Genomic DNA, 25,554 nt, shown 5'->3' on the forward strand with positions numbered 1-25,554 from the left:
TAGCACTGAGCCGCTTTAACATAAAGTTAACTGAGTCAAAGCGTTAGCTAGTTTAGCGTCCTAAGGTGTGAGCACATTAGCGAGCGCTAATGAGAAAAATAGCAGGGGATTTTCGATTTTTGTTTGATCGAGTTAACACTATTGTGTTTGTCGTGGATTTAGACAAAATGTGAGCGAATAGACGGGTGAAGTGTTTTTAATTGACTGTTTTTAATTGAAATATTTCTAGAGCAATAATGAGTTGCCAGCTAAATTAGTGGCAACTCATTTAAATTTAGATCACAAATCGAAACTATAGCTGTAGCCAACGACCACTTTAGGATCGTCATCCTCGAGATCGGTATCGCTGACCAGGAAGGAGATGGTGCCGAAGTCGGTTTCCTTATCCAGAGACAAAGAGTAGTCGGCATAGTTGTCGGTATCGAACCAGGCGTTGACGACATCACCGCTGGAGTAGCCATAGTGGGCCGAGATAGACAGTGTCTCCGACAGTGGGAAGCTGACGCCTGCGTTGATATAGCTGAGATCTTTCTCATCGAAAGGAGCCGATGCCACGTCGCTGCCGGCATTGACCACCTTTGAATAGCCGATGCTGAACCACTTCCAGCTCAGGGCCAGGGTGACTTCACCAAAGTCTATGCTCGAATCGCTGTCTGGGTAGGCGTAGTAGAGATAGCTGATGTCATACCCAAAGTCTTCCCCTATGCTGCCGGCATAGCCGCCGTAGAAGTCGATCTCGTAGCTGGTGTCGTCGCCGAAATCCACATTGGACGCCCAGGTTCCGAGGTAGAGACCGCTGTCGTGTTCGAAGTCTATGCCGCCTTGAACCGCGGGCGCGTCTCCCGTCTGTGTGGCACCGCGCCACAAGTAGTTGGAGGTTGCGCCTATGTTGCCCGTGACGCTAGCGCTGGCCGGTAGGGCAACCATCAAGGTGCCCGCGAGTAGGCTTAGGGTTCGCAATGCTTGTTTCATACTCATTCCTTCTTATTGGTCTATGGGAGCGGCCCTGCCTGTTGTTATGAGTATTGTCAGGCCGCGTACAAGCTATAGCGAAGAGTGTGCCAAATATTTATCTGTTATTTTTCAGGTGTTTATTTTATTTGCATCAGAAGTAGGTAACGAATTGGTTAAAAATGAGGCAGAGGATGCACTAGGAGGGTGCATAAAAAAACCTCCATGAAGGAGGTTTTTTCGACGGATTAAATACCGATTTAGTTTACGCTGTCTTTTAGCGTCTTACCGGCTTTAAACTTAGGTACTACAGCCGCTGGGATCTGAATTTCTTTGCCCGTCTGTGGGTTGCGGCCTGTACGTGCTGCACGGCTAGTGGTCTCGAAAGAACCAAAACCTACAATAGAGATTTTTTCGCCGTTCTTCATCGCTTCCGCTACCGTTTCTTCGAAAGACTTTAAGGCGCGAGCAGCTTCAGCTTTAGTGAGTTCAGCGCTTTCCGCTATTTTTGCAACAAGTTCAGTTTTATTCATTTGGATAGTCTCTTCTTTCCGTAGATTTAGTAATACCAATTACATTAGATACTTGCAATTGCTGGACTTAACATGCCACAAGCATCCCTATAATGAAAGCGGTTTTATGCGCTCAAAGGGTGCTTTCAGTCAAATTCAGTAAAAATTTAACCCTGTGACAGAGGAAAGCGGCCTGGATTTGACTGAATTGGCACGAAGGCCGGTCAGATAAGGGCTGGGGAGGAGATGGGATGTAAACCTCCCCGATAGAGGGATTAAGCCTTGGTCTGGTCGCTGGTTTGAGCCGCCTGCGGCAGGTACTGTTTCAGTCCCTTGGAGAAGGCCATATACCACTGGAAACTCAGCAGTGCGGTGACGACTAGGGCGATGGCCCAGATGGGCAGCTCCTGACCACGCACCACTACCTTAACGTCCTCCGGGGTGATCTGATAGGCGATCACCGCCGTGGCGCCCAGCGCCGTGAAGCCCAGGGTTTGTATGCCGATATAGATCTTCAGCACTAGGCTTGCCCAGCTGGTGCGGGCGATGAGGCCGATGAGCACAGGGATCACGCCCAGGGTAAAGAGATCTAAGGTCTGGCTGTCCAGGGCGCGCCAACCGGCGAGGATGGCGATAACAATATAGAGGGCGATCAGTAGCAGTATGCTGGGACTTGGTCGGTTCATCTTGGCTCTTGGGTGAATGATTTGCCCCGCAGTGTAGAAAAATGGCGCGATTTAGTCCAACGCTTTACTTAAATGTCTAATGCTTTACCTAAATGTCTAATGCTTTACCTAAATGTCTAATGCTTTGGCTAAATTGCAAAGGCCCTGCTGCCAGCCGGGCTGGCTTAGGGTAAGATGTGGCCTCTGTTTGGCCTATCGTTTGATACAAGTGAGTTCGGATACGCAGGGCAGGAGTAAATATGAAGGCAATCGTTAACCATAAACCACGTTTGGTATGAGAAGAGCATGAACGAGAATGAATTTTGGCAGTTAGTCACCCGCAGCAAGCCAGAGCAAGATCAGGAGAGCCTGGCGGCAGAGCTTAAGGCGAAGCTGAACGAACTCGACAACCAAGACTTGGCGGCCTTCGATAAGTTCTTCTCGCAGCAGATGCGCCGATCTTACCTCTGGTCGCTGTGGGGCGCCGCCTACATAGTGACCGGGTGTGACAGCGAATATGGCTTTGCCGAATTTCGCGCCTTTCTGATCTCCCTGGGGCAGGAGTGGTTCGAGCGGATACTGCTTGACCCCGATGCCTTGGCCGAGCTGCCCGCCTGGCCGGAGAAGGATGGCTATGCCTATCCCTTCGTAGAGGATTACGATCTGATCGCGGGGCAGATCTATGAAGATCGCACCGGCGAGGAGCTGCCCTTTGTGCCTTCTGGGCAGGCGACGCCTCAGGGCAAGAAGTTTTCGCCCAAGAAAAAACAGCTGAAGGCGACTTACCCTCAGCTGTTTCAGCTATTTCCTTTCTAGCGAGCCCTTACTAAGCCCGCTCTAGTAGCAGACCTGGCTATCGCTATCGAAGGTTAGTTCATGCTCGGCGCAGGCGCCTTCCATAAACTCCTCTTCGGCCTGTTCCAGCTGGCTGTCGAGATCGGCCTGAAAGCCGTCGAGCGTCTGGTTATCGCTCGCTTCTTGCTGTTGGTCCAGAATCTGGAAGTGTTGTTCTACCGCGGCGCGTTCGCTGTCGCTAAGCTCATTGGCGTTGGCGCCTGAGATAAAGGCGAAACCAAGGATTAGCGAGGCCAATAGGGCGAATCTACCTGAGAATCTTTTGTGGGTTAGCTTGCTCATTGTCATAGCTCCTGTCGGTGTCTTAAATTCAATCTGTTGTCGGCATCTGGGGCTGTGTTTGCTGCCGCCCGAGTGCTGCTGCCGTTTCATTGATACCTATGTTAATGGCAATAGCTTGAACAGAAGCTGAATAAAAAACGAACAAATCAAATTGGCTCGCTGAGCGATGAAAGGCGGCTGACTCACTCCTGATTCTGCATGGTCTCGCACTGAAAGCCCTGACGGCTGTTGTCGAAGCGACACCTGAGGCCACACTCCCATAAGACATCGCCAAGCTCCTTGGCCTGCTCGGTGGCGAAGGCCTTACAGCTTTGGTAATCCTCGAAGTCGTCGGTTTTCTTGTAGCGGCCCGAGTTGTAGCCATGGGCATAGACGAAGGCTGACCAGGTTTCTGGGGCCTGCTGGGTCTCCTCCTCTATAGTGATCCAATAGAGGGCGCCGGCCAGCAACGAAAAGAGGATGACGACGAACAGCAGAGAAGATCGATTTTGCATGATTTACCTTAGTAGTCTTGCTTGCCCTGTGAGTCTACCCCAGGCTCGAAGCAAATTGATACAAAGGCTGCCAAAAACTGTGGGCTGGGGAGAAAAGGGTTAATTGCGCTTGTCCAATAAGTAAATGATGGCGAAAAGATTCGCCAGGATTTTGCATTAAGCCTATATTCAGGTTAGCTTTTGTACACTCAATGCAGTCGCTAGACTCAGTAGGTGTCCCAAGCTTGGGCGATTAAGGAGGCATAATATGAAGTTTCAATCTCTACTCTTGGTGGGAGCACTGGTGTCACTCAACCTTGCCGCCGAAGAAGCCAAAGAGAATCCAGTCACAGAGGCCGGGGTGGTTAAGATCACTTGGCAGGATACGGATAACTATCGCGACGTGAAGGCTGTGGGTGACATTCAGTTTCGCTATGAGTTGCGTGTGTTCGACACCCTGACCAAGAACCTCAACAAGGCCGCCGAGAAGACGCTTAAGCCTAATCAGAAGCTGGAGTTGGTGGTGACAGACGTGGATCTGGCCGGTGATGTGCGCCCCACCTTTGGCGCGACCCCTAACGACATTCGTCTGATCGAAGATATCTATCCGCCACGCATGACCTTTAGTTACCAGGTGCTCGACGGTGATAATGTGGTGATCGCAGGTGATGAGAAGCTCAGAGACATGAGCTTCATGCACACCACTGGCGTGATGAACGACAAGCCCCTGAGACACGAGTCTAAGATGCTGAGCGATTGGCTGAAGAAGACGGTGCAGCCCAAACTCTAAGGCCGCTGGGCCTCTCAGGCGAACTTGAGCGGCCGATACATGGCAATTGCCGCGTCGTTGGGCGCGGGCGTAAACAGGCTAAAGCCATTCAATGCGGCTTTGGCCTGTTTTTTTGCCGCCGCGCTATAGGCCGATAGCCCCTGCTCGTCGCAAAAGCGCGTCACCTCGGGGGGCAGCAGGCCAACACACAGGCTGATTAAAGGGTGGGCCACCCTCTGTCCCTGTCTGTCTTCGGCCATCACGCACTGGGCCAGCCAGTCGTCTGGGCTATAGAAGGCTTCTCTGTCTTGGTTAAAGCTGAGCAGCAGTCGGCGACACTCGTCGACGATCGCTTGGCTTGTGCCTATCACCACAAAATCATCGCCGCCCACATGGCCGACAAAATGCTCGCTACCCAGTTGCTGCTGCAGGCGTAGCGCCAAAGATTGGATCACCTCATCGCCGCGGCAGAAGCCATAGATATCGTTGTAGGGCTTGAAGTGGCACAGGTCGAAATAGGCTAGATAGAAGGCGCGACCCTGTTGGCGCAGGCGTTGTAGCTCCTCCTGAATGGGGATGTTGCCGGGAAGGCCGCTCAGAGGGTTGGCGTGACGGGCCATCTTGATGCGCTGCTCGGTGATCTGTTGCAGCAGATCTTTGGTGTGGCCTATTCCTAACAGTTGTTGCTCGCGCATCACCATGAAATGTTGTGCAACCGTGCCGTGTTCTGCGGTCAGGCACTGACTCACCTCGGAGATCGGCATGCAGGCTGGCACCTTCAGCACCTTGTCGTTCATCACCTCTATCACAGGGCTGTTCTCGTGCAGGGCACGGCCATAGGGGGTGCTGAACAGCTCCATCAACTGCGCCCTGTCGACGACGCCAAGGGGTTTCTGCTTAGCATCGACGATGGCGACTACCTGCAGGTGCGGCGAGCGCACGAAGCGGGCGCTCAGGGCCTTGAGCTTGGTCTCGGGTGTCACGCATATGGTGCGGGTCGACAGGCTTTCGGCCGATTCGGCGTAGCGGGTCTGTCGCTGCTTGGTTTCCTGTGGCGCCACTGCCTTCAGTGTCTGTGTCGGTTGCGTTTGGGGGCGGCCCAGCAGGTAGCCCTGACAATAGACTATGCCTAGCTGGGTTAGCAGCGCCAGTTCCGCAGGTGTCTCTATCCCTTCGGCGATCACCTTACAGCTGAGGCTCTGGCAGAGATCTATGATGGAGCGGACAAACTCCTGCTTCACCGGCGATTGGTCGATTTGGTGGATGAAGTGGCGGTCTATCTTGACATAGTCTGGCGCCAGTTCGGACCAGAGTCGCAACCCCGAATAGCCGGTGCCGAGGTCGTCGATGGCGGTCAGAAACCCCTGGCTGCGGTAGTGGTTGAGACATTCCTTCAGAAGATCGATATCGTCGGCGGGATATTGCTCCGACAGCTCTATTACTATCTGATCCGGCGACAGCCCCAGCTCCTGCACCAGGCTGAGGGTGAGTCCCTTGGCGTGGCTGGGTTCCAGCAGGGCCTTGGGGGAGATGTTGATAAACAGTTTGCCCGGCAACTCGCGGGCGTCGAACTGCCTGATGGAGTGACGACGGCAGATCTCTTCAAGCTCGGACAGGCGTCCCTCGTGGGCCGCGGTCTGAAACAGGGGCACGGGAGAGAAGAGGGCGCTATGCTCGGGTCCGCGGCTCAGGGCCTCGAAGCCATGTAGCCGCTGGCTGTTGATGTTGAAGATGGGCTGAAACAGCACATGGATCTTCTCATTCTCGATGATCTTATCCAGTTCACTGCTCAGGTCGATTGCTGTCATCTAGGTCCGCCTCGTACGAAAAGTAGGGCGATTCTATGGCCAGGCCATGACAGCAATATGACACTAAAGTATGAGCTTACCCGCTCATTCAGTTGCTTAGTTACTTAGGTGCTTAGTTACTTAGGTGATTTAGTTACTTGGCCTGGCTCTTAAATGCCTGCAGGGTCTGTAACAGTACTCCTAGCTTACGCACGAAACTCTCCAGCGCCGGGGCCAGACCATCGCCTTGGCGTGGCAGCTTGGTCATCTCGTCGGCCAGCTCCTGTACATAGGGACCGAAGCGGTTGCTGCGCGAAGTAAAGCCTTCATCTTGGGTGAAGATGGTGGTGAATTTACCGTGGCCGGCCTTCTTTAACTCATCCAGTTTGGCATCGGCGTCGATGGCCTGACGATAGGCCAACTGCAGGTTCTCTTTCAGTTGCTCTATTAGGTGACTATGTGGCATAACAGCCTCGTGTTGAAAAATTTAGCCGAATTATAAGGGGCAAGCCAGATGGCAACAAGTCGACCGCGTTTATTAACCATAGGGATTTTACTACTGACAGGGATCATGTCACTCAGCGCGATGGCCGCCGGTGATGACAAGCCGCCCTTCTATAAGATCAGTTATCAAGGCAAGCAGACCTTTCTGTTGGGATCGATTCATATCGGCCAGGCCGGTTTTTACCCCATGGCGGAGCAGATCGAAGTGGCCTTTGCCAAGGCAGGCGCCCTGGCGGTCGAGGCCGATACTAACAAGGCGGATATCATGGGGCTGATCCGTAAGTATGGTTTGGCTCAGGTGGCCGCCGATGCCAAGACCCAGGCACGTCTTGAAGAATACTGCCGTACCCGCAGTGAGATCTGCACGCCCATGCAGCCCTACGCACCTTGGATGCAGGCGATGCAGTTTAGCGTGATGCGTTTCGCCTCTTTAGGTTACCAGGCCCAGTGGGGCGTGGATCAAATGCTGCTGAGCAAGAACGGCCAGCGCCCTGTGATCGAGCTTGAGAGCACAGAGTATCAGTTTAAGCTGATGGCCTCTTTCAGCCCGCAGATGCAGTGGGAGATGGTGCTCGAGGCGATAGATGCGCCGGACGAGGAGATGGTACAGCTTATCAAGGCCTGGCGCAGTGGCGATGAGGCGGGGCTCGATGCCTTGATGCAGGGGCAGATGCTGCACGATGGCGATAAGGAGCTTATCGACAAGATGCTGTGGCAACGCAACGAGCAGATGACGGCCAAGATCAGATCCTTGATGATGCAACAAGATGGCCCATCGCCACTGTTTGTGGTGGTTGGCGCAGGTCATGTGGTCGGGGATAAGGGGATTCCCGCCAAGTTTGCAGGTGTAGAAGGAGCCAAGGTACAAAACTGCTGGCAGACGGCCTGTAACTAACCTTTCTCTGCTCTGCACCGGTTTCTGCCGTTTGGCTATACTGATAGGCAGGATAAACCTTGGAGAGATATCGATGGACGCTAAGTCCATCGACGCAGGGAGGCAAGATGCAGGCAGAGGCGACTCTTTTCCCCGTTCGGCCCGAATTTGAGGCGATTCCCCGCCAGTGGGATAGCCGCCATGACGCCGTGGTGGCCCGGGTCGATCCCGGCAACTTCTATGTTACCGCCCACGATGAGCTGATCTTCACCCGCCTGGGGTCCTGTGTCGCCGCCTGCATCTGGGACCCCTTGCTGGGCATCGGCGGCCTCAACCATTTCCTGCTGCCCGAACGTCAACTCCATGAAGACTGGCATCAGCTGACCAGCTATACTTGCCGCTATGGCAACTGGGCCATGGAGCAGCTGATCAACAGCATTTTGAGTCTGGGCGGGATGCGTAATCGCCTCAAGGCCAAGGTCTTCGGCGGCGCGCAGATGACGGCCACCAGTGTGCTGAACGTCGGCGAGTCTAACATCAGCTTCGTGAAGAACTACCTCAAGACAGAAGGCATAGAGATAGTAAGCGAAGATCTTGGTGGGCCCTGGCCGCGTAAGGTGCTGTTTCATCCCAACAGCGGCAAGGTCAAGCTGATGCGCCTGTCACCTGAGCGGATCAGTAAGATGATGAGCGAAGAGCAGCGCTACCTGAAACAGATAGTCACGGCTCAGGGGGAGAGCCAGGTGGAGCTGTTCGATTAGTGAGTTAGCTATCTTTGCCAACGGGTGATGAAGTGAACGTAGCGCCCCAGGCCTATGTAGGCGGGGTGGGTCGAGTATTGCAGCTCCATCTCCAGCAGCTGGCTGAAATCTGAATTAGGGGGCTGGTGGGTCTTGAGATAGTCGTGGATCACCCGCACGCCGGAGGCCGTCACCAGCTCCATCTGCCAATCACTCACCCAACCTCGCACATCGTCGATATAGAGGGGATAGCTTGGGGTTAGGCCCACCTTCTTCTTCACCTTGAAATCCGCCGCCACATAGTCGAAGTTACCCGAGATCAGGCTGTGAAAGCGCATCGCCTCCTTGTTGTAGAACATGAGGGAAAACAGCCCCTGGGGTTTTAACAGCTGGGTCAGACCGGCCAGGGTCTGCTTGGCATCGCTGAGCCACTCGGCCACCGCATGGCAGAGGATGAGGTCGAACTGGCCAAGCTCTTCCCGGGTCAGGGATTGTATCGGTGCGTGCAGCAGTGTGATGTCCAGCTTCTCACCGCTATTATTTTCATACTCTGTTATCTGCGCCTGACCCAGGGCCAACATTTCGCTGGAGATATCGCACAGAGTGACGCTATGGCCAAGCTTGGCCAGCTTCTGGCTGAAGAAGCCGAAGCCGCCGCCGGCGTCCAGAATACGCAGTGGCCCCTCGGGCAGTTGTGTCATGGCCTGGGAGATATCCCGCCACAGCACGGCGGCGCGGACTTCGCCCTTAGGCGTGCCGTAGATGTTTTTGGCAAATTTACCGGCTAATGCATCGAAGTTTTTGTCTTGCACTGAGTGACGCCCATGGGAAAAGCTGACTGAAATTAGGAGGGCTATTTTGCCATAGGCGGGGGCGACGCGCATTAAACAGACTTAAGGTTTAGGTAAAAAGCGTGATTTTGGGGTATACTCGCGGGCTTGCAATTTTTAGGCTGAGTAAAGTGTGAAGGGTTTGGATAGCGTGAATAAAGAAATTTGTGTTGAACTTAAGGCGATGCCGTCGCTGTTATCGCTTTATCGCAAGATCTTTTTTGGCCGAAAGCCAGGCTGGGACGAACAGCCTCTGCCCCATGTTAAGGTGACCTGTCCACAGGTGGCCGTGCGTGGCGATAAGGTCGCCCAATATGCCAAGGTGTGTGGCTTCGAGTTCGATGGCCAGCAGCTGCCGTTGACCTATCTCTATGTCATGGTGTTTCGCCTGCATGCCAGCATCTTTACCTTAGATGCGATCACCTTCCCCTTGCTGGGCATGATTCACCTGAAGAACAGTATCACCCGTTACCGCACCACGAGTGTGGATGAGCGCTATGATCTCGAGTGTGAGCTGACCAGCAGCCAGATGACAGACTCAGGGTTGGAGTTTGAGCTGGTGTCTCGCGCCTTTGTCGGCGGCGAGCAGGTGTGGGAGTCGCTGTCGACCTATCTCTACCGTATCGAGCAAAGCGGCAAGCGCGCGCGTCCGCCTAAGGCGAGCCCAATGAGCTGGTCGAATCCGGTTAGCTGGGAGCTGAGTGAAGATCTCGGCCGCCGTTATGCCAAGGCATCGGGCGATTACAACCTGATCCACCTGCATCCTGTGCTGTCTAAGCGTTTCGGTTTCGATCGCGTGCTGGCCCACGGCATGTGGTCTAAGGCGCGAAGCGTCGCTCAGCTGATGCCAGAAATTGGCGACAAGCCCTGTACCGTGGAGGTGGCCTTCAAGTTGCCGCTACTCATGCCGGCTCAGGTGAGTTTCGACTTCGATACCGAGAGTGCAGAGGGGCTGATGTTCGAACTGCGTGACGTCAAGGGGCGCAGGCCGCACCTGACGGGTCAGGTGAAGTTTCACGACTAAATCCTTAGAAGCCAATTCCTTAAAAGCTAATTTCTCAAAAGCTAACTTCTAAAGCGAAGCCTTAGTTTTGAGATGAATAGAGAAAAGCCAGCTGATTGCTGGCTTTTTCGTTTCTGATGCAGATTTTAGCTTCCTAAGGCACGCTGTGGCCGGTGGAGGCCTGCCAGATGCTAAACCAATCCTGCCTGTCGAGTTTTATCTCGCCGGCGGCGACGGCGGCGCTGATCCGCTCAGGATTACCGCTGCCGATGATAGGCCTTGGCTGGCTCGGTAGGGCCATCACCCAAGCATAGATGATCTGGCTGATATCATCCGTGCCATGGTCGGCGGCTATCTTGGTTAACGTCTGGCGAAGTCGCTTGGCCTGCTCGCTCTGGCTGCTAAAGATCTCACCACCACCTAGGCAGGACCAGGCCATGGGCGGGCAACGATGCTGCTGCGCCTGATCCAGGCTGCCATCGCTCAGGGTATGCATGGCTAAGGGCGAGATCTCTAGCTGGTTGGTCACCAGGGGGCGCTCCAGCCTGGACTGCAACAGATCGAACTGGGCCGGGGTGAAGTTAGAGACGCCGAAGTGGCGCACCTTACCGGTCTGATAGAGCTGCTCGAAGGCCTGGGCGACCTCGTCGGCATTCATCAGGGGATCTGGTCTGTGGATCAGCAGTAGATCTATCTCATCTACCCGCAGCGCCTTAAGCGAGTTATCGACGCTGGTGAGAATGTGCTGATAGCCTGTGTCATAGTGGTTGACGTAGCGCTCAGGTGTGGAGGCGAAGGCGGGCTTGATGCCGCACTTGGTGACTATCTGCATCTGCTGTCTCAGCTCGGGCTTGAGGGCCAGTGCGCGACCAAACAGCGCCTCGCAGCAGTACTCACCATAGATGTCCGCATGATCCATACAGGTCACGCCCAGGCTGAGATAGTGCTCGATCAACGCCAGGGTCTGCTGCGGTGTCTGTTGCCAGCTATCCAGGCGCCAGAAGCCGGCGATAAAGGGGGAGAATGTAAAGCTTTGCTGACTCATGGGCTGCTCCGTTTGGATTAATTTTTTCCATTAATAATCATTTTATTGATTTAGATTCATAAATCCTTAATTAATACCTTCGCCGACAATGAATAGGTTTGTAATGATCACCATTTCCTCTATATTCGCACCAGCTCGCTTTTTTTCATGCTTATTTATTGTAGGAGCGCTATATGCTGACTGACATCGAAATTTCACGCCAAGCCAGCTTACAACCCATAGAAAGCATAGCTACTGCTTTCGGGATCTTGCCCCACGAATTAAGCCCTTACGGCAGAACCAAGGCCAAGGTCGATCTGGCTATCACCAACCGAATTAAAGATAACAAACATGGTAAGTTAGTGATAGTCACGGCGGTAACGCCGACTCCCTTCGGCGAAGGCAAGACAGTGACCAGTATCGGCCTGACCCAGGGCTTACAGGCGATCGGCAAGAAGAGCTGCGCCTGTATCCGTCAACCCAGCATGGGACCAGTGTTTGGCATCAAGGGTGGCGCCGCCGGTGGTGGCCTGGCCCAGGTGGTGCCCATGGAAGATCTCAACCTGCATCTGACCGGCGACATACACGCGGTGACCAGTGCCCATAACTTGGCGGCCGCGGCCATTGATGCCCGCCTCTATCATGAACAGCGTCTGGGCTGTGAGGCCTTTCGCGAACAATCTGGGCTAGCGCCCTTAGATATCGATCCCGAGAAGATCTTATGGCGCCGGGTAGTAGATCAGAATGAGCGCAGCCTGCGCACCATCACGGTCGGCCTTGGCGAGGTTAACGGCCCAGTGCATCAGGGCGGCTTCGATATCAGCGCCGCCTCCGAGTTGATGGCGATTCTAGCACTGAGCCGGGATCTCAAGGACCTGCGTGCCCGCATCGGTCGTATCGTGTTGGCGCAGAACAAACAGGGCGACTACATCAGCGCCGAAGATCTTGGTGTGGCCGGCGCCATGACGGCCATAATGAGTCAGGCCATCTCGCCGACCCTGATGCAGACCCTAAGTGGTGCCCCTTGTCTGATCCATGCCGGCCCCTTCGCTAACATCGCCCATGGTAACTCGTCGATCATCGCCGACGATATCGCCCTCAGACTAGCAGATATCGTGGTGACCGAGGGGGGCTTCGGCTCAGATATGGGCTTCGAGAAATTTTGTAATATCAAGACCCGTCAGTCGGGTAATGCGCCGGATGCGGCGGTATTGGTGGTGACGGTCAAGGCGCTTAAGTCTCATAATCCTGACGCAGGTAGCGAGATGGATAAGCTCGCCGCCGGCTATGCCAACCTCAGCTGGCACATCAGCAACGTGGCCAAGTATGGCCTGCCGCTGGTGGTGGCCATCAACCGCTTCGCCGAGGATACCCAGGAGGAGCTAGAGTGGCTCAAGGCCCGCGTGCTGCAAGAGGGGGTATTTGCCTGCGAAGTCTGCGAAGCCTTTACTCAGGGGGCCGAGGGCGCGATGGCGCTTGCTAGGGCGGTGGTGCGGGCCACCGAGCAGCCGAGTCAGTTCCGTTATCTCTATGAGACCAAGCAGTCTATCGAGGCCAAGCTGCTGACCATCGCCGAGGCGGGCTATGGCGCAAATGGCATCAGCTTATCCGACACGGCCAAGGCTCAGCTGGCGCAGCTGCAACGCCAAGGATTTGATAAGCTGGCGCTCTGTATCGCCAAGACGCCGATGTCGGTCAGCCATGATCCTAAACTCAAAGGGGCGCCACAAGGGTTTGAGCTGCCCATCGCCGAGCTGAAACTCAATGCCGGTGCCGGCTTTATCACTGCGCTGGTGGGTAAGGTGATGACGATGCCAGGACTTGGGATACGTCCCGGTTACCTCAATATAGATATCGATGAGCGAGGCGAGATCACCGGGCTGGCTTAAGCTGGTTGGTCCTTCTTGCGAAAATAGATAGAAAAAGCGCCTGCAGTTGCAGGCGCTTTTTTGTTGATGACTTTCTTGTAAAGGGCTCTCTTGTTACAGCCCTTCTTGTTAAAGGCTGTCTTGTTAAGAGCTCTGTTTGAACCCTTACTTGCCAGTCTGGTAGATATGCACGTCGCGCTGTGGGAAAGGAATCGAGATATCTTCCTGGTCGAAGCGCATCTTCACCGCGCGGGTGATGTCCCAATACACATCCCAGTAATCTTCCGGTTTCACCCAAGGACGCACTACGAAGTCCACCGAAGACTCGCCCAGCAGGTGTAGCTTCACCGTCGGCTCAGGCTGCTTGAGCACCTTAGGATGCTCGTCGACTATGCCGCGCAGCACCTGCTCGGCCTTCTCTATGTTGTCGCCGTAACCTATGCCGAAGGTCATGTCGACGCGGCGCTGATGTTCTACCGTGATATTGTTGATGGTGTCGCCCCAGATCTTGTTGTTGGGGATGATCAGGCGCTGGTTGTCCAGGGTCTTGATGGTGGTGGAGACCAGGCTCATCTGGCTCACCTTACCCGTCACGCCCGCGGCGTTGATCAGATCGCCCACGTCGTAGGGACGATAGATGAGGATCATCATGCCCGAGGCGAAGTTAGACAGGGTGTCCTGCAGGGCGAAACCTATGATCACACCCGCGACCCCGAAGCCAGCCAGTAGTGGCCCAAGCTCGAAGCCTAGCTGTGACAGGGCGATCATCAGACCCAGGGCAAACACTGTCTTACCCGAGAGGGAGACGAAGAAGTCTTGCAGCAGCTTGCTGAATTTCAGCTTTGAGTTGCTCACCATCTTCTTGACGATGCGCTGCACCGCCTTGCCAGCCAGATGGGCAAGGAAGAGGATCAGCAGGAAGACAAACAATTTGAACAGCAGGCCAGGGCCGTTGTCCAGCGCCTGATTCTTGGCCTGGTTCCACCACTGGTCCAGCAGGTTGCTGGCCACATCGACGTTGAGCACGTCTTGGGTGATATCCCCTGAGATGCTAAACAGGGTCTGCTTGAGGGCCGTGGTGTCCTGGCTCATAGCATCCAGCAGCTCGATTGCCACCGAGAGGCTGGCGCTGGTCAGGCTGAGTCGCTCGTTGAGGTTGGTGACCAGGGCGGTCTGCTCAGCAGTGACATCCTTACCCGCCTTGGCCGCCTCATCCACCGCCAGCTTGAGTTTGTCCTGGGTGAAATGCACCAGGCTGTTGAGCATGTCTGAGCGTTTCAGCAGTTGAGCCGTCAGCTGGGTCTTGATGGCCTGGGTATCTTCGCCCAAGGCGTCCAGCCAGGTGAGGGTCTCATACTTGGCGCTGAGGATCTCGTCGCGCTGGCGATCCCGCATGGCGAGCTTATACATGACGCCTGTGTCATTATCGCTGCCAAGCTGTTGTTTAAATTGGTCAATATCGGCGGCGTAGTAATCGGCCACCTTGTCGATGAAGGCCAGATGCTTCTGTAGCAGTGGTAGCAGGTTTGCCTTATCCAGCGGTTGCTGGTTCATCATCAGCTTGAACTTGTCGTGTAACTGGTTGGCGTGCTCCTTGATACGGTACTCGATAAACTGCTTCATCTCGCCGTTGGCATTGCCTAGTTTAGCGATGTCTGAATCTATGGTCTGTTGCAGTTGAGTCAGTTCAGTCAGGGGCTGGGGTGTCTGGAGGGCTTCATCGGCGGTGGCGGGAAGATGGGCTAGGGCCATCATAGTCACCAGCGCCAGGGCTAAGTTGCGTAACATATTATCCGTCCTGTGTTAGCTAATGGCTAGGATCATAATCTGTTCCATCTGCGCTGTAAATTCGCAACGCACGGCGGCGCAATCTGATAGACTAGCACTCTTTGCCGTTATTTGAGAGTTTGTTGTGCTGTGTCCTCACTGTAGTCACCCCTTTCGCGCCCAACAGGTTGCTGCCCAGCGGGGCAAGGGGCTGGATGCTCAGATCCAATGTCCCCACTGCGAGGCCTGGCTGGGTCGAAGTGCCAACCTGATGCGATTGAAGATGTTGGGTTTCTATCTGGGGCTGGTGATGCTGGTTGTGGGCTATTTCCTACCAGAGTGGCGTAACCTGACCACGCCTGTGGCGATATTTGCCGTGATGATTCTGCTGGTGACTCATATGATGGACCACCTCAAGGTGAACCAGGCTCCGCCGAGGCAAGAGATGGACGACAGCGAGCACAGACAGAAGTATCGTTGAGGGGCGGGCCGTGTGAGTAGGTTAGATGATGATGCGCTTGAGCTAGGCCTGGTGCCTAGCTCATCAGAAATCTGAAATGTGTGCCCGAGTCGTTATATGCCGACTCAGGCCTAAGCCGTTATTCGACGACCTGAACCTGAGCCTCGAGCGCCGCTTCGACGTAATAGATCCCGCCGAGAATGGCGACAAAGAAGATGGCGGTCCAGAACAGCATTTTGAAATTTTCGCGAAAAAATTCCTTCATAGAGAGCATTTCCTTTAAACCTTGAATGGTGAGAGTCGGTAGCCCAGAGCCGCCGCTCAATTTAGCTGTCATCTTAGTGTCACTAACTTAAGTCAGACTTAATTTTAGCCAATCTGGCCGTGATGAGGGCCACGCTTTGGGTCGGCGCATAAGTAAAATTTTCGAATAACTTTTGTTACATTCCAGCCTGAGCCACCGCCAATTCTGGCTTGACTTCATCACTCGTATCCCTAAACTTGGTCGGAATTTGAATGCGTCCAGTAGATCCCATGGCAATAAAGGTAAAAGGAAAAGTTAGAGGAGTGGCGATATGGCTTAGTGCTATATTGTTCTGCTTGTCTGTGCTTGCGCCTGCCCATAGCCTGGAACATCTGGATGAGGGCGCCACCACACACTGCACCCTGTGTATTCAAAAACTGCAGCTCAATAGCGTCTTGCCGGTCGGCGAGTTCAGTTTTAGCCTGCCCAGCCTCACGGTGGAAGTGCCGCTGCGCGAGCCCACGGTCCTTGCCGCCGTCCATGTCGACTACTTCCAGAGCCGCGCCCCGCCCGCGCAATCGTAATACCTCAAAAACTCAAGATAATTAATACTCTGCACCCCATTGGCGGCAGAGTCGTTTAGCTGTTTTTTGGAGACATTATGATGAATTTCAATGCCCGCCTGTCGGCGGTTGCTCTTGCCTGTGCCTGTTTACCTAGCCTAATGCCAAGCCTAAGTTTCGCGGCGGATCCTAGCCTGACTAACCCTGCCATCAGTGCGGTGCTCGATGGTTATTATCAAAACGCCGAGCGCCCTATGGCAGAGCGTGTCGAGGGCTTCGGTCTGGGTCACACAGAGCTGGCCCTGAGCGCCAACATAGATGACATGTTCTATGGCAAGTTGACCACAGTCATTGAGGTCGCTGATGGCGAGACCAAGGTGGGACTCGAAGAGGCCTTCATCCAGACGTTGGCGATGCCCTATGGTCTGTCGATGCGCGGCGGTCGTTTCCTGTCGGATGTGGGTTACCTTAACAATCAGCATGTGCACAGCGATGCCTTCTCCGATCGTCCGGCGGCCTATCGCGCCTTCCTCGGTGGGCATTACTTCGATGACGGTGTGCGTCTGGACTATGTCGCGCCAACGGATCTCTACTGGAGCATGGGTGTCGAGGCCTTCAAGGGCGATAATATGCGCGCCGAAGATGAACACGGCGAGCGCGAATTTAAGAGCGTCGGCGTCTACACCGCCTACACTAAGTTGGGTGGCGATATTGGTGTCAGCAGCTCCTGGCAGCTGGGTCTGAGTTATCTGCGTAACGAAAACGGTCGCCTCAGCGCCCATGAGGAGCATGAAGAAGCCGTGGTGGCCGAGGATGGTCATGACCATAGTCATGGGGTCAGCTATACGGGTGAGAACACCTATATGGCGGACTTCGTCTACAAGTGGGCGCCCCAGGGCAACTACAAGTATCAGCATCTGACCCTGAGCGGCGAGTATTTCCGTGTGAGCGACTATGCGCCGCTGGACGACCATGACCACGAGGCGGTGGACGATCATGATACCGCTAAGCCGGATGCCCACACGGGTTGGTATCTAAGCTCTGTGTATCAGTTCTCGCCAAACTGGTCGGCGGGTCTGCGTTATGGTCAGGTCGATACCCATCTGATGCACGATGAGCACTTCGATGCCCAGAAGCTGAAAGAGACTGAGGTGAGCCTGGCCTGGCATCACAGCCACTTCTCCACCGTGCGCCTGCAATATACCAATCAGCAAGGCACTAACTTTGACGGCATCACAGATGATAATGTCATTACTCTTCAATATGTTATGACTCTGGGGGCTCACGGTGCGCATCAATTCTAACTACTTAAAAGCTGGCGTTGCGGCGCTAGCGCTGAGCTTTGCCTGTGGTGCACAGGCGAAATTGAATATCTTCGCCTGCGAGCCTGAATATGCCGCCTTGGCCAAGGAGCTGGCACCGGATGCCAAGATCTATGCCGCGACCACGGCGATGCAAGACCCGCATCAGGTGCAGGCCAGACCCAGCCTGATCGCCAAGATGCGCCAGGCAGATCTGGCGGTCTGCGCCGGCGCCGATCTCGAGGTGGGCTGGCTGCCCATGTTGCAGATGAAGTCGGCCAACGCCCAGGTGCGCTCGACTGATAAGGGGCTATTCTATGCCGCCGAGCATACTCAGACCTTGGATAAGCTGGCTCAGGTGGATCGCAGCATGGGCGATGTCCATGCCCAGGGCAATCCGCACCTGCACTTCGACCCAGAGCGTCTGCTGGAGGTGGCTAAGGCGCTGTCGGCCAAGATGGTGTCGTTGGATCCAGATAATCGCGCGGCCTACGAATCAGCCCTGGCCGATTTCAGCCAGCGTTGGCAGGCGGCGATAGCTGGTTGGCAGTCACAGGCGGCGCCGCTTAAGGGCAAGAAGGTGATCGCCTATCACACCAGCTTCCGCTACCTGTTTAACTGGTTGGGCATGGAGCAGGTGGGGGATCTCGAGCCTAAGCCTGGCCTGCCGCCAAGCACGGGGCACCTGGCCAGCCTGCAGGGGCGCGCCGGCCAGGGCGATGTGATGGCGATTATTGTCGCCTCCTATCAGGATGAGCGCGGCGCCAACTGGCTCGGTGAGCGCACCGGCTTGCCCGTGGTGAATCTGCCCATGTCGGTCGGTGGTAACGATGATGCCCAAAACCTCTTTGGCCTGTACGACAGCGTTATCCACTTGTTGCTGGGCGTGAATCGCTAGCCTGGTTTAGATCCGGCGCCCTCTTTGGGGGCGCCGTTGTTCGCTTTTTGGTACTCAACTATGTTTGATCTCGATCTCTTATCAATTCTACTCCCTGCCTTCGCCGCGGGGATCCTGGTGCTCTCGACCCATGTCTTGCTCGGGAGTCAGGTGCTCAAGCGGGGCATCATCTTCATCGACCTGGCGATCGCCCAAGTGGCGGCGCTGGGGGCGATTATTGCCCACACTAACCATGAGCTGGAGCACCTCCCCTACGCCACGGTCTGGATGCCGGCCCTGTTTGCGTTGCTGGGGGCCGGGTTTATCGCCTGGCTGGCCAAGCGGATGGCCGATGAGCTGGAGGCGATCATCGGTTGCTTCTATGTGTTGTCGGCGGTGGCGGCCATGCTCTTGCTGTCAAACGATCCCCATGGCGCAGAGATGCTTAAGCAGTTGATGTCTGGGCAGATCCTCTGGGTGAACTGGTCACAGTTAGTCTTACCGGCTGTGGTGTCTGGCCTGGTGCTGGCGATCATCGCCCTGCGCCCCACCATACTCAACGGCGCCGGTTTCTATCTGCTGTTTGCCTTAGTGATCACCCTGTCGGTGGAGCTGGTGGGCGTCTATCTGGTGTTCAGCTCGCTGATCCTGCCGGCGCTGGCGGTCAACAAGCTGCGAGGCAAGGGTAAGTGGCCGTTGGCTTACCTGGTGGGCCTGCTGGGCTATGGCATAGGCCTGCTGCTATCGGCTAGCTTCGATCTGCCTAGTGGCGCCGCGATTGTGGCGACCCTGGCGGTCAGCACGATAGCGTTTCGTCTGCTGCAGCCCAGACTACTCAGAGAAAGTTCGATTACAAAGGTCGAGGCTAACTAGAAAAGCCGATAAAAACGACGCACTTGTGAGTTGAGCGGGTAGGGGGCAACAGGCACCCGCCCGCTTTTTTCTTAGCAGCATTTGATTGCGGTGATGTTTTTCTACTGTTAATTCCATGACTTATATCGTTAACACTTGCCCTGTATCCTGTAAGGCCGATAGGGGGTTAAGACGACAGGTGTAAGTCAAAAAGCCTGCTGCTATAATGTCGCCACTGAAATCACAGGAGTAAGTTGTGCTGTTAATCTTCAGATCTCTGATCTTAGCCATCATGTTGTTGTTGGCCTTTGTCTTCGGTGGCCTTTATTGTCTGCTGCGCCCCCGTCATAGAGACAATGTGCATCTGTTTGCTAAGATTTTTTCCTGGGCCGCGCCAGTATTGGGGGTCAAGGTGGTGGTGCGCAAGCCAAAGGTGGAGCGCAGCGAGCCCTGTATCTTCCTGGCCAACCATCAGAACAATTTCGACATGTTCACCCATACGGCCGCCGTGCCAAAGGGCACAGTTAGCCTGGGCAAGAAGAGCCTGGCTTGGATCCCTTTCTTCGGCCAGATCTACTGGCTGTCGGGTAACATACTGATCGACCGTAAAAACCGTAACCGCGCCTTCGAGACCATGGCGCAGACCGCGAAGAAGATTAAAGATAAGTGCCTCTCTATCTGGATCTTCCCAGAGGGCACACGCTCACGGGGCAAGGGGCTGCTACCCTTCAAGGCCGGCGCCTTTCATACCGCCATAGAGGCGGGTGTCGCCATGGTGCCTGTGCTGGCCTCGAATCAGGAACATATTAAGCTCAACCGCTGGAACAACGGCGTGGTGATCATCGAGGTGATGGATCCCATAGAGACCAAGGGTCTGGCTAAGTCTCAGGTAAAAGAGCTTTCTACCCGGATTCATGCCATGATGGCGGAAAAACTGGCCCAGCTTAATCAGGAAGCCAGCGCCCTGATGGCCAAGAAAGCAATTAATTAAGAACATTTTTATTCGGAGAGATCCATGTCTACAGAACGTCAGCTGCAGGAACAGAAACAGGAAAACCAGGAGATCGTGGATGCGATTCTTGCCGATGGTTCTGAGCCTGATGCCGAATACACCATAGAGCACCACTTCTCGGCCTCTAACTTCGACCGTCTGGAGAAGGCGGCTGTGGAAGCCTTTAAGTTGGGCTTCGAGGTAAACGATGCCGAAGAGATGGAGCTGGAAGACGGCTCAGTGCTCTTTTGTTTCGACGCCATCGCCTACCACAAACTCGACGTGGCCTTGCTGGACAAGGCCTGTGAAGATCTGATCCAGCTGGCGGCTAAGCTCAAGGTAGATTATGACGGTTGGGGCACCTATTTCATCGGCGACGAGATGGAAGATGATGACGAGGAGTATGAAGAGGAAGACTCTCGTTTCCATTAATCTTCGCGTATCTCGCATCGAGCAAAAAGCCCATCATAGATGGGCTTTTTCGTATCTGTCACGGCTTGGGTTTGACCCTATTCGGCTTCATCGGGATTGAAGATGACGCAGCAGTTACGCCCCTTCTGCTTGGCCTGATAGAGGGCGCTGTCGGCTTGGCCTAGCCACTGGGCGCTGTTGCTCAGGTGCTCGTCTATGCCGCAGATGCCGATACTCACCGTCACCTTGAGGATGGCGCTCTCAAACCTCAGCTCTGAGGCCTCGATCTTCTCCCGCAGGCGATCGGCAAAATGCAGTGCAGCCTCGGCATTGGTGTTTGACAGCACCACGGAGAACTCCTCACCGCCGTAGCGGCCGGCGCAGTCTGTGTCCCGAAGGGACTGACGCAGGATATGGGAGACATGCTGGATCACCCTGTCACCGGCGATATGGCCGTAGGTGTCGTTGATCCGTTTGAAATGGTCTATGTCGAACATCACCAGTGTGGTGGGCTCGCCGTAGCGGGCATGGCGGTCGAACTCTTTCTGCATGCACAGCTGCCAGTGACGGCGGTTGTGCAGCTGGGTCAGGCCATCCGTCTGGCTCAGATGCTCCAGGCGCTCGTTGGCGGCCTTGAGCTGTAGCTTGTTGATCGCCACATCGGTAACGTCATAGATGATCATGCTGATATGGGTGATCTGGCCCGTGAGGGAGGAGAGGGGCAGCAGGGTCACATTCTGGTACATGAAGTCGGCGCGGCCCGTGATGGGGCGATAGTTGCCAAACTTAAACACATAGGGACGTTGCTCCCAGCTGATGAAGGCGCGGTTCTTGAGCAGAAACACAGACTCCATCTTCTGCTTCAGCCAGTTTGCCGGCAGGTAGTCGAATTGATCGAATATATTTTTGCCCTTGATGGAGTTGGGTGAGATGCCGCTATGGTTCTCCATGAAGCCGTTCCAGAGCTGGATGTTGTAGTCGCGATCCAACACGACCAGGCCCACCTCTATGGTCTGCACCATATCGATTAGCCAGTGGAGTTCGTTCATCGCGCTTTGGTCATATGGCATATCTTGGTCCAACTTAATCCAGCAGGTAGCCCAGCTTATAGTTAAGCGTCGGCAAAGAGTCTTCGGTAAACAACAAGAGGAGATCGCATTGAATATCATGGCCTTCGATGCGGTAGTTGATCTCCATCGCCAGAGTGCGGGACCATTTCTCCGAGTTGTCGTGAATCAGGTCGTTTACCGTGCAGTGACGCCCCAGCACCACGGGATGGCTCTGGCTGAACTTCATGTGCAGCTGCTCCGAGATACCGCTGAGGAAGGCGCCGATAAGCACGTTGCCCGTATCTATCATCACCTCTATCTCTGTGTTGGCATCCTCGGGATTTGCCAGCCCCATCAGCTTGGCCATGTCCTGAAAGGAGGAGTCGTGAAACAGCAGTAGCGCCTCGCCAGCTACCCCTGCGCCGATAAAACCCTGGCACAGGGCCGATACCGTGCTGTAGCGCTCGGTGGCCTTGAGGGTCATGGTAAGTTCGCTGACTTCCAGCACGTTGACGTTAGGGATTGGCAGCAGCACGAAGACATCCAGCAGCTTGGCCAGCAGATCGGCGGCGCGGCCCATGGCCACGTTGGCGACTTCCTGGCAGGCGTCGCGCAGATCCACCTCTATCATGGGGTTGTCGTTGTCTTGCTCCCCTAGGGCTATGGTGAGTATGCCGTACTCCTGGAGTATGTTACTGATGGCATCGGCGCTTACCGGCTTCTGAATAAAGTCCAGGGCGCCTAGGGCCTTCACCTTCTCGTGGGCCTTGATCTGAATGTCACCGGAGACCACGATCACTAGGGCGGGCAGATCTTCCTTCTGAATCGTCTCCAGTACCTCGTAACCATCCATGACAGGCATGTTGAGATCGAGAAAGACCACTTCGCCCTTGCCGGCCCTGATCGCCTCGATACCTTCGGCACCATTGTTGGCAAAGGTGATCTCGACATCCCACTCCTTGGGCAGGGTCCTGGCCATCTGCTTGCGAGCGAGTGCGGAGTCATCGCATATGAGTACGGGAATCGACATCTAGTTATAACATCCTAATCTGCCTTCATTATTAGAAGATAACACCAAATCACTTGCTTGGTGGCTAAAAGCTTCGTCCTGAGGCAGTTTTCATCGGTTTTGTCTGTGGTAATGACAGGGTTTAATGGGACTTGCAGTTGGTCTCTTTGCCGGGGGCATCTACCCCAATCCCAGGCATCCAGGCCGGGTCGCCGGGTATGTCGGCGCAGGTATATGACAAGCTTTGCCCAAAGGTTATTATCTATCAGCTTGATTAACAACCGTAAACTCTTAAGTGGCAATATTTTGACGCCAGTCAAAAAACGGACTTATGTTATATCTTTTAGGGATATTTGCCAAATGTGTTACATTTCTTCTGGACTGACCAGTAGCAGAGTTTAACTGCAGCGATTGAGGAGTAAAGGAATGCAACATCCCCACGTCACCCTGACCATAGCCGAGGGCATCGCCTGGGTAGAACTGTCACGGCCGGAAAAGTACAACGCCCTCAACTATGCGCTGTTCGACTCTATCGTGAAGGTGCAGAAGGTTATCGCCGGGCGCAGAGACGTGCGGGCGGTGATCCTCAGTGGCAGTGGCGGTAACTTCTGCTCCGGGCTGGATGTGGCCAGCGTGATGAAGTCACCCATGCAGGCGTTTAAGTTGCTGTTTAAATGGCTGCCGGGCAATGCCAACCTGGCGCAACGGGTCTCCATCGGCTGGCGCCGCCTGCCCGTGCCAGTGATCTGCGTGCTCGAGGGGATCTGCTATGGCGGCGGCACTCAGATAGCCTTGGGGGCCGACATGCGTATCGCCGCGCCAGACTGCCGTCTCTCTATCATGGAGGCCAAGTGGGGCCTGGTGCCCGACATGGCCGGCCTGGTCGGCCTGCGGGAGCTGGTAGGTAAGGATGTGGCTATGCAGCTCACCATGACCGCCGAGGTGATCGATGCCGAGCAGGCCAAGGATTATGGCCTGGTGACCCAGGTGAGTGAGGCGCCGCGCGAGGCCGCCGAGGCACTGGCCTTGCGGCTGGCGAAAACCTCCCCCGATGCTAACGCCGCGATCAAGTTCAGCATTAACAAGAGTTGGCGCGCCGGTGAGCGCAGCCTGCTGGCGCGGGAATCTCTGAGTCAGGTACGCCTGTTGCTGGGTAAGAACCGGGTGATAGCCGCCCTGCGTCAGACCAAAGATCCCGAGCGGCGCTACCGGCCGCGTCAGCCCTGGTGGCGCTAACCAGAACCCTTATCGCTAAGGTCGGCGACATTGGTATGTCGCCGCTAAGCGAATGAGTCATAAGTAATTTTCAATGTGATCTGCTTCACACTCCGCTTCCCCAGGCGCGACTAAGTCCCCGAGGCCCGCTAGTATCCCGCTGCCAAATTTTTGATTAAGGAAAGCATGATAATGCGACAAGGGTTCGAACGATTTCTCTGGAGTAGCCGCCTCTCTGTGATGATTGGGGTGTTTGCCTGTGTGCTGGCGGCCTTTGTGGTGTTTGTCATGGGGGTGAAGGACGTGGTCCACATGGTCGCCCTGCTGTGGGACTATGTGCTGACCGGCAGCTACGAGGTGCGCAACGATCTTGTGATGGTGGTGGTCGAGATCTTAGATACCTTCCTGCTGGGATCTGTACTGCTCATCTTCGCCTTCGGTCTGTATGAGCTGTTTATCAGTAACCTGCAGGCGGCGGAAGACAGTGTCGCCGGCGGCAAGATATTGGTGATCAGCAGCATAGACTCGCTCAAGAGCAAGCTGGGTAAAGTGATCCTTATGATGTTGATCATCAAGGTGTTCTCTTACTTTACCGAGATGAAGCCCACCTCAATGCTAGAGCTGCTCTACATGGGCGTCATCGTCGTGCTGATCGCCCTGGCTTTGATGTTGAGTAAAGATAAGAAGTAAAAGGCAAGAAGTAAAAGACAAGAAGTAAGGGGCTAGATACCCAAGCTTTATGGATAGGCCCGCAGGATACGCTGGGCGAAGCCCTGTACCAGGGTCAGGACATCCTGCCAGGCGCTGGGCTGATCCAAGTTTAACGCCAATTGCTGCTGCTCATACCGCAGCGGCTCCCCCATGGGGGAGAGGGCCTTGCGGGCCTTTTGGGTCGCCAGGGAGGCGGGCAGTCCGTCCGGCGATTGAATGTCCAATACCGGCAGCTCGAGCTTAGCCAGCTTGCCCGGCAGATCCCGATTCTCCTCATCCTGTTCAAGATAAGGGTTGATCACTACCAGTAGATCTGGGCTGGGCAGCGCCGAAGTCGTCAGCATCTCGATCACCAGGCCGGCGCTCTGGCCGGTAACTATCAGTATGCGTTTACCCGGATAACTCTTGCCGAGAGAGTCGAGCTGACCCAGGGTCTGACTCATCACAGTCTTCTGTTGCTCCCGCAGCGCCGCCCAATCCTCCTGGCTGTATTTAGGCAGACTCTGATTACTCTTCTGGCTAAGCTGCTGCTCGCCCGGCTTAGGGATCTCTCCTGCGTCGGTAATATGATTAGGCTGAGCAGCGCCCTGGGGCGCGCCTATGCTGAGGGTCGCCCAGCCCTTGGGCGTCAGCTCGCGCCTGAGAAAGGCTAGCAGTCCCTCTGGGTCGGCGTCCTCGCCTAAATCTCCTAATAAGACTGCCGCACCATATTGATTTCGCCCCTGCCAGGGACGCACCAATACAGCTTGCTCAGCATCGCCCAGGGTGATCTTTGCCACCTCGGCAGGCGGCAGGTAATCATAATCCGGTGTGGTACTGCGCTGGGCTATGGCCATAGCGGGAATTAGGGCCTGGCTCATCAGAGCGAGTAGGGCAAGGCTAAGCTGTGTGGAGCGTAGAATCATCGGCATCTAAGTCATTGGGTGTTTACTTTGGCTATGGCGTCAGTATAAGCCTAAGTGCTTGC

29 protein-coding genes are annotated in these 25,554 nt (G+C 55.0%); 15 read left to right on the top strand and 14 right to left on the bottom strand.

The annotated features are described in order from the left end of the window. Positions 1-279: 279 nt before the first annotated feature. From SHEW_RS02205 to SHEW_RS02215, 3 genes are all read right to left on the bottom strand, one after another. Positions 280-972: a TorF family putative porin gene (locus tag SHEW_RS02205; protein ID WP_011864235.1), complete on the bottom strand. Its 693-nt coding sequence runs from the start codon at positions 970-972 to the stop codon at positions 280-282. Positions 973-1,211: 239 nt separating this feature from the next. Continuing rightward, the gene (gene hbs, locus SHEW_RS02210) at positions 1,212-1,484 is read right to left on the bottom strand and encodes a non-specific DNA-binding protein Hbs (protein ID WP_011864236.1); all 273 of its coding nucleotides are present in this window, start codon (positions 1,482-1,484) and stop codon (positions 1,212-1,214) included. 254 nt (positions 1,485-1,738) lie between these two features. Then, positions 1,739-2,149: a hypothetical protein gene (locus SHEW_RS02215; RefSeq protein WP_011864237.1), complete on the bottom strand. Its 411-nt coding sequence runs from the start codon at positions 2,147-2,149 to the stop codon at positions 1,739-1,741. 285 nt (positions 2,150-2,434) lie between these two features. On the opposite strand from SHEW_RS02215, the gene SHEW_RS02220 reads away from it, so the two are divergent. Further along, a complete protein-coding gene (locus SHEW_RS02220; protein ID WP_011864238.1) occupies positions 2,435-2,944 on the top strand; it encodes a DUF4240 domain-containing protein in 510 nt (169 codons plus the stop codon). A 21-nt stretch (positions 2,945-2,965) separates the two neighbouring features. On the opposite strand, the gene SHEW_RS02225 is transcribed toward SHEW_RS02220, so the two are convergent. Next, positions 2,966-3,265, bottom strand: coding sequence for a hypothetical protein (locus SHEW_RS02225; protein ID WP_049766486.1), 300 nt, complete (start codon positions 3,263-3,265; stop codon positions 2,966-2,968). A gap of 182 nt (positions 3,266-3,447) precedes the next feature. Continuing rightward, complete coding sequence (locus SHEW_RS02230; RefSeq protein WP_011864240.1) at positions 3,448-3,759, bottom strand: hypothetical protein; 312 nt, start codon at positions 3,757-3,759, stop codon at positions 3,448-3,450. A gap of 247 nt (positions 3,760-4,006) precedes the next feature. Here SHEW_RS02230 and SHEW_RS02235 point away from each other — a divergent pair, with 247 nt between their 5' ends. Further along, positions 4,007-4,528, top strand: a complete 522-nt coding sequence (locus SHEW_RS02235; protein WP_011864241.1) for a DUF3016 domain-containing protein — start codon at positions 4,007-4,009, stop codon at positions 4,526-4,528. A 14-nt stretch (positions 4,529-4,542) separates the two neighbouring features. On the opposite strand, the gene SHEW_RS02240 is transcribed toward SHEW_RS02235, so the two are convergent. After that, positions 4,543-6,315 (bottom strand): bifunctional diguanylate cyclase/phosphodiesterase, encoded by a 1,773-nt coding sequence (locus tag SHEW_RS02240; protein ID WP_011864242.1) that lies wholly within the window; start codon positions 6,313-6,315, stop codon positions 4,543-4,545. Between the two features lie 133 nt (positions 6,316-6,448). Further along, positions 6,449-6,760 (bottom strand): hypothetical protein, encoded by a 312-nt coding sequence (locus tag SHEW_RS02245; protein ID WP_011864243.1) that lies wholly within the window; start codon positions 6,758-6,760, stop codon positions 6,449-6,451. Between the two features lie 48 nt (positions 6,761-6,808). On the opposite strand from SHEW_RS02245, the gene SHEW_RS02250 reads away from it, so the two are divergent. Together SHEW_RS02250 and SHEW_RS02255 are read left to right on the top strand one after the other, a co-directional pair. Beyond that, a complete protein-coding gene (locus SHEW_RS02250) occupies positions 6,809-7,693 on the top strand; it encodes a TraB/GumN family protein (RefSeq protein WP_011864244.1) in 885 nt (294 codons plus the stop codon). Between the two features lie 107 nt (positions 7,694-7,800). Further along, a complete protein-coding gene (locus SHEW_RS02255) occupies positions 7,801-8,433 on the top strand; it encodes an MCP proteins methylation stimulator CheD (RefSeq protein ID WP_011864245.1) in 633 nt (210 codons plus the stop codon). Between the two features lie 8 nt (positions 8,434-8,441). Here the strand turns inward: SHEW_RS02255 and SHEW_RS02260 are convergent, their stop codons facing one another. Beyond that, the gene (locus SHEW_RS02260; RefSeq protein WP_041406314.1) at positions 8,442-9,224 is read right to left on the bottom strand and encodes a methyltransferase; all 783 of its coding nucleotides are present in this window, start codon (positions 9,222-9,224) and stop codon (positions 8,442-8,444) included. Between the two features lie 202 nt (positions 9,225-9,426). On the opposite strand from SHEW_RS02260, the gene SHEW_RS02265 reads away from it, so the two are divergent. Then, positions 9,427-10,266, top strand: coding sequence for a MaoC/PaaZ C-terminal domain-containing protein (locus tag SHEW_RS02265; protein ID WP_011864247.1), 840 nt, complete (start codon positions 9,427-9,429; stop codon positions 10,264-10,266). Positions 10,267-10,399: 133 nt separating this feature from the next. Here SHEW_RS02265 and SHEW_RS02270 read toward each other — a convergent pair whose 3' ends face one another. After that, positions 10,400-11,290 carry an aldo/keto reductase gene (locus SHEW_RS02270; RefSeq protein ID WP_011864248.1) on the bottom strand — a complete coding sequence of 297 codons (891 nt, stop codon included), beginning with the start codon at positions 11,288-11,290 and terminating at the stop codon, positions 10,400-10,402. Between the two features lie 173 nt (positions 11,291-11,463). Here SHEW_RS02270 and SHEW_RS02275 point away from each other — a divergent pair, with 173 nt between their 5' ends. Then, positions 11,464-13,158, top strand: a complete 1,695-nt coding sequence (locus SHEW_RS02275; RefSeq protein WP_011864249.1) for a formate--tetrahydrofolate ligase — start codon at positions 11,464-11,466, stop codon at positions 13,156-13,158. Positions 13,159-13,302: 144 nt separating this feature from the next. Here the strand turns inward: SHEW_RS02275 and SHEW_RS02280 are convergent, their stop codons facing one another. Beyond that, positions 13,303-14,925: a mechanosensitive ion channel family protein gene (locus SHEW_RS02280; protein WP_011864250.1), complete on the bottom strand. Its 1,623-nt coding sequence runs from the start codon at positions 14,923-14,925 to the stop codon at positions 13,303-13,305. A 124-nt stretch (positions 14,926-15,049) separates the two neighbouring features. Here SHEW_RS02280 and SHEW_RS02285 point away from each other — a divergent pair, with 124 nt between their 5' ends. Beyond that, positions 15,050-15,385, top strand: coding sequence for a hypothetical protein (locus SHEW_RS02285; protein WP_011864251.1), 336 nt, complete (start codon positions 15,050-15,052; stop codon positions 15,383-15,385). Positions 15,386-15,503: 118 nt separating this feature from the next. Here the strand turns inward: SHEW_RS02285 and SHEW_RS20640 are convergent, their stop codons facing one another. Continuing rightward, positions 15,504-15,701 carry a hypothetical protein gene (locus SHEW_RS20640; RefSeq protein ID WP_150099935.1) on the bottom strand — a complete coding sequence of 66 codons (198 nt, stop codon included), beginning with the start codon at positions 15,699-15,701 and terminating at the stop codon, positions 15,504-15,506. Between the two features lie 230 nt (positions 15,702-15,931). Here SHEW_RS20640 and SHEW_RS02290 point away from each other — a divergent pair, with 230 nt between their 5' ends. From SHEW_RS02290 to rraB, 6 genes are all read left to right on the top strand, one after another. Beyond that, positions 15,932-16,192 carry a hypothetical protein gene (locus SHEW_RS02290; RefSeq protein ID WP_011864252.1) on the top strand — a complete coding sequence of 87 codons (261 nt, stop codon included), beginning with the start codon at positions 15,932-15,934 and terminating at the stop codon, positions 16,190-16,192. A gap of 77 nt (positions 16,193-16,269) precedes the next feature. Beyond that, complete coding sequence (locus SHEW_RS02295; protein WP_011864253.1) at positions 16,270-17,475, top strand: hypothetical protein; 1,206 nt, start codon at positions 16,270-16,272, stop codon at positions 17,473-17,475. Next, on the top strand, positions 17,459-18,370 hold the full coding sequence (locus SHEW_RS02300) for a metal ABC transporter solute-binding protein, Zn/Mn family (RefSeq protein ID WP_011864254.1): 912 nt from the start codon (positions 17,459-17,461) through the stop codon (positions 18,368-18,370). The genes SHEW_RS02295 and SHEW_RS02300 overlap by 17 nt, the downstream gene beginning before the upstream one ends. 60 nt (positions 18,371-18,430) lie before the next feature. Further along, the gene (locus SHEW_RS02305; protein WP_011864255.1) at positions 18,431-19,222 is read left to right on the top strand and encodes a metal ABC transporter permease; all 792 of its coding nucleotides are present in this window, start codon (positions 18,431-18,433) and stop codon (positions 19,220-19,222) included. Between the two features lie 235 nt (positions 19,223-19,457). Beyond that, entirely contained in the window at positions 19,458-20,192 is a 735-nt protein-coding gene (locus SHEW_RS02310; RefSeq protein WP_011864256.1) for a 1-acylglycerol-3-phosphate O-acyltransferase, read from the top strand. Between the two features lie 24 nt (positions 20,193-20,216). Then, positions 20,217-20,624, top strand: coding sequence for a ribonuclease E inhibitor RraB (rraB, locus tag SHEW_RS02315; RefSeq protein WP_011864257.1), 408 nt, complete (start codon positions 20,217-20,219; stop codon positions 20,622-20,624). Positions 20,625-20,701: 77 nt separating this feature from the next. Here the strand turns inward: rraB and SHEW_RS02320 are convergent, their stop codons facing one another. Beyond that, positions 20,702-21,673 carry a GGDEF domain-containing protein gene (locus tag SHEW_RS02320; protein ID WP_011864258.1) on the bottom strand — a complete coding sequence of 324 codons (972 nt, stop codon included), beginning with the start codon at positions 21,671-21,673 and terminating at the stop codon, positions 20,702-20,704. Between the two features lie 13 nt (positions 21,674-21,686). Further along, positions 21,687-22,682, bottom strand: coding sequence for a response regulator (locus SHEW_RS02325; protein ID WP_011864259.1), 996 nt, complete (start codon positions 22,680-22,682; stop codon positions 21,687-21,689). Positions 22,683-23,087: 405 nt separating this feature from the next. On the opposite strand from SHEW_RS02325, the gene SHEW_RS02335 reads away from it, so the two are divergent. Next, on the top strand, positions 23,088-23,897 hold the full coding sequence (locus tag SHEW_RS02335; RefSeq protein ID WP_011864260.1) for a crotonase/enoyl-CoA hydratase family protein: 810 nt from the start codon (positions 23,088-23,090) through the stop codon (positions 23,895-23,897). A gap of 171 nt (positions 23,898-24,068) precedes the next feature. Next, complete coding sequence (locus tag SHEW_RS02340; protein ID WP_041406317.1) at positions 24,069-24,566, top strand: YqhA family protein; 498 nt, start codon at positions 24,069-24,071, stop codon at positions 24,564-24,566. A gap of 47 nt (positions 24,567-24,613) precedes the next feature. On the opposite strand, the gene SHEW_RS02345 is transcribed toward SHEW_RS02340, so the two are convergent. After that, on the bottom strand, positions 24,614-25,498 hold the full coding sequence (locus SHEW_RS02345) for a DUF3530 family protein (protein WP_011864262.1): 885 nt from the start codon (positions 25,496-25,498) through the stop codon (positions 24,614-24,616). Positions 25,499-25,554: the final 56 nt, after the last annotated feature.

This window comes from Shewanella loihica PV-4 (assembly GCF_000016065.1).
GTDB classification, from domain to species: Bacteria; Pseudomonadota; Gammaproteobacteria; order Enterobacterales; family Shewanellaceae; genus Shewanella; species Shewanella loihica.

Excerpts from the sequence above, each read along its gene's own strand:
- SHEW_RS02340 (WP_041406317.1), top strand. The coding sequence starts at position 24,069 with ATGCGACAAGGGTTCGAACGATTTCTCTGGAGTAGCCGCCTCTCTGTG.
- SHEW_RS02345 (WP_011864262.1), bottom strand. The coding sequence starts at position 25,498 with ATGCCGATGATTCTACGCTCCACACAGCTTAGCCTTGCCCTACTCGCT.
- SHEW_RS02275 (WP_011864249.1), top strand. The coding sequence starts at position 11,464 with ATGCTGACTGACATCGAAATTTCACGCCAAGCCAGCTTACAACCCATA.
- SHEW_RS02320 (WP_011864258.1), bottom strand. The coding sequence starts at position 21,673 with ATGCCATATGACCAAAGCGCGATGAACGAACTCCACTGGCTAATCGAT.
- SHEW_RS02280 (WP_011864250.1), bottom strand. The coding sequence starts at position 14,925 with ATGTTACGCAACTTAGCCCTGGCGCTGGTGACTATGATGGCCCTAGCC.
- SHEW_RS02225 (WP_049766486.1), bottom strand. The coding sequence starts at position 3,265 with ATGAGCAAGCTAACCCACAAAAGATTCTCAGGTAGATTCGCCCTATTG.
- SHEW_RS02270 (WP_011864248.1), bottom strand. The coding sequence starts at position 11,290 with ATGAGTCAGCAAAGCTTTACATTCTCCCCCTTTATCGCCGGCTTCTGG.
- SHEW_RS02215 (WP_011864237.1), bottom strand. The coding sequence starts at position 2,149 with ATGAACCGACCAAGTCCCAGCATACTGCTACTGATCGCCCTCTATATT.
- SHEW_RS02230 (WP_011864240.1), bottom strand. The coding sequence starts at position 3,759 with ATGCAAAATCGATCTTCTCTGCTGTTCGTCGTCATCCTCTTTTCGTTG.
- SHEW_RS02335 (WP_011864260.1), top strand. The coding sequence starts at position 23,088 with ATGCAACATCCCCACGTCACCCTGACCATAGCCGAGGGCATCGCCTGG.
- SHEW_RS02255 (WP_011864245.1), top strand. The coding sequence starts at position 7,801 with ATGCAGGCAGAGGCGACTCTTTTCCCCGTTCGGCCCGAATTTGAGGCG.
- SHEW_RS02220 (WP_011864238.1), top strand. The coding sequence starts at position 2,435 with ATGAACGAGAATGAATTTTGGCAGTTAGTCACCCGCAGCAAGCCAGAG.
- rraB (WP_011864257.1), top strand. The coding sequence starts at position 20,217 with ATGTCTACAGAACGTCAGCTGCAGGAACAGAAACAGGAAAACCAGGAG.
- SHEW_RS02205 (WP_011864235.1), bottom strand. The coding sequence starts at position 972 with ATGAAACAAGCATTGCGAACCCTAAGCCTACTCGCGGGCACCTTGATG.
- SHEW_RS02295 (WP_011864253.1), top strand. The coding sequence starts at position 16,270 with ATGATGAATTTCAATGCCCGCCTGTCGGCGGTTGCTCTTGCCTGTGCC.
- SHEW_RS02245 (WP_011864243.1), bottom strand. The coding sequence starts at position 6,760 with ATGCCACATAGTCACCTAATAGAGCAACTGAAAGAGAACCTGCAGTTG.
- SHEW_RS20640 (WP_150099935.1), bottom strand. The coding sequence starts at position 15,701 with ATGACAGCTAAATTGAGCGGCGGCTCTGGGCTACCGACTCTCACCATT.
- SHEW_RS02305 (WP_011864255.1), top strand. The coding sequence starts at position 18,431 with ATGTTTGATCTCGATCTCTTATCAATTCTACTCCCTGCCTTCGCCGCG.
- SHEW_RS02240 (WP_011864242.1), bottom strand. The coding sequence starts at position 6,315 with ATGACAGCAATCGACCTGAGCAGTGAACTGGATAAGATCATCGAGAAT.
- SHEW_RS02265 (WP_011864247.1), top strand. The coding sequence starts at position 9,427 with ATGCCGTCGCTGTTATCGCTTTATCGCAAGATCTTTTTTGGCCGAAAG.
- SHEW_RS02250 (WP_011864244.1), top strand. The coding sequence starts at position 6,809 with ATGGCAACAAGTCGACCGCGTTTATTAACCATAGGGATTTTACTACTG.
- SHEW_RS02235 (WP_011864241.1), top strand. The coding sequence starts at position 4,007 with ATGAAGTTTCAATCTCTACTCTTGGTGGGAGCACTGGTGTCACTCAAC.
- SHEW_RS02325 (WP_011864259.1), bottom strand. The coding sequence starts at position 22,682 with ATGTCGATTCCCGTACTCATATGCGATGACTCCGCACTCGCTCGCAAG.
- hbs (WP_011864236.1), bottom strand. The coding sequence starts at position 1,484 with ATGAATAAAACTGAACTTGTTGCAAAAATAGCGGAAAGCGCTGAACTC.